At 75.9% G+C, this 4,126-nt stretch carries 4 protein-coding genes and 1 pseudogene; 1 reads left to right on the top strand and 4 read right to left on the bottom strand.

Features of this window, described 5'->3' with window-relative positions; all coding sequences use genetic code 11:
• The 3 genes and pseudogenes from ABZ885_RS36635 to ABZ885_RS36625 form a co-directional block, all read right to left on the bottom strand.
• Nucleotides 1-409 (bottom strand): annotated as a pseudogene (locus ABZ885_RS36635) (pseudouridine synthase); the annotation flags it as partial.
• 64 nt (nt 410-473) lie between these two features.
• Nucleotides 474-1,067 carry an SMC-Scp complex subunit ScpB gene (scpB, locus tag ABZ885_RS36630; RefSeq protein WP_360198808.1) on the bottom strand — a complete coding sequence of 198 codons (594 nt, stop codon included), beginning with the start codon at nt 1,065-1,067 and terminating at the stop codon, nt 474-476.
• 488 nt (nt 1,068-1,555) lie between these two features.
• Nucleotides 1,556-2,488 (bottom strand): segregation/condensation protein A, encoded by a 933-nt coding sequence (locus tag ABZ885_RS36625; RefSeq protein ID WP_360198799.1) that lies wholly within the window; start codon nt 2,486-2,488, stop codon nt 1,556-1,558.
• On the opposite strand from ABZ885_RS36625, the gene ABZ885_RS36620 reads away from it, so the two are divergent.
• Nucleotides 2,470-2,823 carry a zinc-binding dehydrogenase gene (locus ABZ885_RS36620; RefSeq protein WP_360198805.1) on the top strand — a complete coding sequence of 118 codons (354 nt, stop codon included), beginning with the start codon at nt 2,470-2,472 and terminating at the stop codon, nt 2,821-2,823. The genes ABZ885_RS36625 and ABZ885_RS36620 overlap by 19 nt on opposite strands.
• Nucleotides 2,824-2,854: 31 nt before the next feature.
• On the opposite strand, the gene ABZ885_RS36615 is transcribed toward ABZ885_RS36620, so the two are convergent.
• Nucleotides 2,855-4,015, bottom strand: a complete 1,161-nt coding sequence (locus tag ABZ885_RS36615) for an alpha/beta hydrolase (RefSeq protein WP_360198802.1) — start codon at nt 4,013-4,015, stop codon at nt 2,855-2,857.
• Nucleotides 4,016-4,126: the final 111 nt, after the last annotated feature.

Here is a 4,126-nt window from a genome sequence, read left to right as displayed (position 1 = left end):
GCGGGGCCGGGCCGGGACGGCGCCCGGCGTAGCCGCCGCGCGCGGGGGTGGCGTTGGGGCCGCCGCCGTACTCGGGGCGGTCGTAGCGCCGCTCCTCGGGCCGCAGCGGGCGGTCCGGGTAGCGACGGTCGTCACGGCGGTCATCCCGGCGGTCGTCGCGCCGGTCGTCCCTGCGGTCGTACGAGCCCGAGCCGCCGCGCGAGCCCTGGCCGCCCCGCGAGGAGCCCGAGCCGCCGCCGTAGGACCCGCCGCGCGAGCCCTGGCCACCGCGCGACGAGCCGGAGCCGCCGCCGTACGAGCCACCACCGCGCGAGCCGCCCCCGTAGGAGCCGCCGCCCCGGCCCCCGCCCTGTCCGCCGCGACCGCTGCCGCCGCCGCTGCTGTTCCTGCCGTTGCCACTGCTACGCATCAAAGTGTCCGTACGTCGTTTTCCGTCTGGGCTGTGCGGTCGTTTCGGCCGACCTCACCGCCCCCTACCGATCAGGCGCAGCCCGATCGGCCTCGCCACTGCCGTCCGCGGCCTGCGCGGCAGCGGCGGCGACCGCCTCCGCGATCATCGTGCCCTCCAGGGACTCCGCTTCCACGTCGTCGACCTCGGGCAGGAAGGGAGCGAGCTCCGGCAGCTCATCCAGGCCGCGGAGCCCCATCCGTTCCAGGAAGTAGTTCGTCGTCCGATACAGGATCGCACCTGTTTCGGGCTCGGATCCGGCCTCTTCCACCAGTCCTCGCTGTACCAGGGTACGCATCACGCCGTCACAGTTCACACCACGGACGGCGGAGACCCGGGATCTGGACACCGGCTGCCGGTAGGCGACGACCGCCAGGGTCTCCAGCGCGGCCTGGGTCAGCCGGGCCTGCTGGCCGTCCAGGACGAACCGCTCGACGGCCGGGGCGCACGCCGCCCGGCTGTAAAACCGCCACCCGCCGGCCACCAGCCGCAGGTCGAAACCCCGGCCCTCGGCGGTGTACGCGGCGGAGAGCTCGCGCAGCGCCGCGGCCACCTCGGCCCGGGGCCGCTCCAGGACGGACGCCAGGTGGGCCTCGCCGACCGGTTCGTCGACGACCATCAGGACCGCCTCCAGCTCGGCCTTCAGCCCGGGCCCGGCCTCGCCGTCACCCGAGCCCCCGTCCGCGTCCTCACCGGCCGTGTCCTCCCCGGCCGCCTCCTTCCCGGCCGGCGGCCCGAGCACGGCCGCCCCGGAGGCGGCCACCGCACGAGAAGTCGACGGAGCCGACTTCTCGTGCAGGACCACCCCCGGCTCCGGGCCCGCGCCCGCGAACGCACCCACCGGCACCGACGGCGCCGGCACCGGCACGGACGGGGACACCGGCGACGGGACGGACGACACAGGCGGCGCAGACGGCACAGGCGGCGCAGACGGCACGGACGGCGACACCAGAGCCGCCTCCGCCGCCGCTTCCACCTCCGCCGTGTCCACCGCTTCCGCCGCCGGCACCACCCCCGGCGCCGGCTCCAGCCACTCCTCGGCCCGCGGCTGCCCCGGCACGCCGAGCGGGCGCCGCACCGGCCGTCCTCCGGCCTCCGCACCAGACGTCATGCCCCTGCCTCCCTCTGCGGCTCGTCCCGCTGCGGCTGCTCCCGCTGCCGCTCGTCCTGCTGCTCGCCCGCCGGCCGGTCGAACTCGTCCGTCACCTCGACCGCGCCCCGGTCCGCCTCGGCGACCCACCGCACCAGCAGCTCGCCCAGCGCCTCCGGCTGCTCGAAGGCGAGCACCCGCTCCCGGTACAGCTCCAGCAGCGCCAGGAAGCGCGCGACCACCACCAGCGTGTCCGGCGCGTCCTCGACCAGCTGCCGGAACGACGCCTCGCCCAGCTCGGTGAGCAGCCCGACCACCAGCCCGGCCTGCTCGCGGACGCTGACCGGCGGGGTGTGGATGTGGTCGACGTAGACCACGGGCTTCGGCTTGGGCGTCATCGCCTTCGCCGCGAGTTGCGCGAACCGCTCCGTGCCGATGCCGATCACGACCTCGGGCAGCAGCAGCGCGTGCTGGGGCTCCAGTCCGACGGTCCGCGGCCGCTGCAGCAGCTCCGCCGCCCAGCGCTCGCCGAACAGGGCGGCCGCCCGCTTGTACGCCCGGTACTGCAGCAGCCGGGCGAAGAGCAGGTCGCGGGCCTCCAGCAGGGCGAGGTCCTCCTCGTCCTCGACCTCTGCGGCGGGCAGCAGCCGGGCGGCCTTGAGGTCGAGCAGGGTCGCGGCGACGACCAGGAACTCGGTGGCGGCGTCGAGGTCCCAGTCCGGGCCCATCGCCCTGATGTACGCCATGAACTCGTCGGTGACGGTGGCCAGTGCCACCTCGGTGACGTCCAGCCGGTGCTTGGCGATCAGGCTCAGCAGCAGGTCGAAGGGGCCTTCGAAGTTCTCCAGCCGCACCCGGAAGCCGCCCCGCGACGCGTCGGCGGGCTCGGGGGTCCCGGTGGTCTCGACGGTCCCGGCGGCGGCGACGGAGGATCCGGGGCTGCTCGGCATGGCGGTCCATCTTCACCCGGCCCCGCCGCCCGCCCGACCCCGGGGCCCGCCGACACGCCGCACGCGCACCACACCCGGGCCGCCCGGGTCAGCGGGGCCACCGACGCCACCGGGCCCGCCAGCCCCAGGAGAAACCCCTCAGGCCCCGGGGAAAAGGGGGAACCCCGCCCACGCGCCGCCCCTCACGCGGGCGGCTGGAACCGCTGGTGGCCGCGGTGGCCGACGGCAGCCTCCGGGTGGCCGTCGCCCGGACCCTCCCGCTCACCGCCGCCGAGGAGGCCCACCACCTCAGCCGCAGCGGCCGCATGACGGGCAAGCTGATCCTGCTGCCCTGAGCGCCGCTCACGGCCTGACCCGTGCCGGCGGTCAGGAGTGGAACCGGACCTCCGGGTAGGCGGCGGCCGGCCCGTCGAGGAGCGGCCGGTCGAGGCCCTTCAGCTGGAGGTCGAAGAAGGCCCCGACGTACCGGCGGGTGAGGTCGGCGGCGCGCAGGCCCGACATGGTGGTCTCCGGGCCCTGGGAGATGCCGAGCGCCTCGAAGAAGAGCGGGAGGTCGGTGAAGCTGCCGTGGTTGGTGCCCGCGAAGCCGAGCCACCGCTTCCAGCCGTCGAGCCGGCCCCAGCTCGTGGACCAGCTGGGATCGTCACCGTCCGACGTCTGGTGGTCGATCATCAGGAACGGCTTGCCGCCGATGCCGGTCTCGGGCACCGGGTAGTCCATGGTGCCGTCCAGGTTCACCCCGGCCCGGATCCGGTCGTCGCCCACCATCGTCGGGACGGCGGCCGCGCCCCCGGCCGAGTGCCCGGCCATGCCGATCCGGTCGCGGTCGATCAGGCGGGCGTACCGCCAGGCCGGGTGCGGGCGGTCGGTCAGCCGGTCGATGACGAAGGAGACGTCCTTCGCCCGGCTCTCGTCCACCCGCTTGGCGTCCTCCCGGTCCTTGACCCTGCCGCACATCACGCAGGGCAGCGTCCGCCCGTCCGGGAAGGTGGTCCCGGTGTTCTCGTAGGTGTGGTCGACCAGCGCGACGACGTACCCGCGGCTGGTCAGGTCCTCGGCGAGGCCGGTGAGGGTGGCGCGCGGCATGGTGAAGCCGGGCGACAGCACCAGCAGCGGGTAGTGGCCGCCACGCGGGCGCGCGCCGGACTCCGCCCACGTCCGGGTGCCGCTCACCGCCCCGGTCGGGATGGAGTTGCCCGGGAGCTTCCCGTCCAGCAGCATCCGGGCGGCCGCGTCGGTCAGGTACGGGGCCGGGCCGCCCGTGCCGGTGTGCGCGGGGTAGTACATCGAGACCATCAGCTGACGCGGTCCGGCGGAGGGGACCCACGGGTCCGGACGGCCCTGGTCGACCAGGTGCAGGTCCTCCTTCCCGACCGCGTACGGCCCGGTCGGGCGCGGAAGTTCGACGTGGACGGCGGCCGGGACGGTGTCGCCGGTGGTGGCCTCGGCGACGGCACCGACCGGGGCGGCGGGCGCGGCCAGGGCCGGTGCGGCGGCGACGACGGACAGCGGCAGCGCGAGCAGCACGGCTGCCGCGGCGGCGGTTGTGCGACCACCGAGGCGGCCGGCCGGCGCGGGACGGGTGCAGGCCTGGGTGGTCGGCCCCGGTGGCGGCGAGGGGGCGCGGCAGGCGCTCGC

The organism is Kitasatospora sp. NPDC047058 (assembly GCF_040643935.1).
In the GTDB taxonomy this organism is placed as follows: Bacteria; Actinomycetota; Actinomycetes; order Streptomycetales; family Streptomycetaceae; genus Kitasatospora.
The sequence above is the reverse complement of the archived record's forward strand: the minus strand, read 5'-3'. Positions and strand labels throughout refer to the sequence as shown.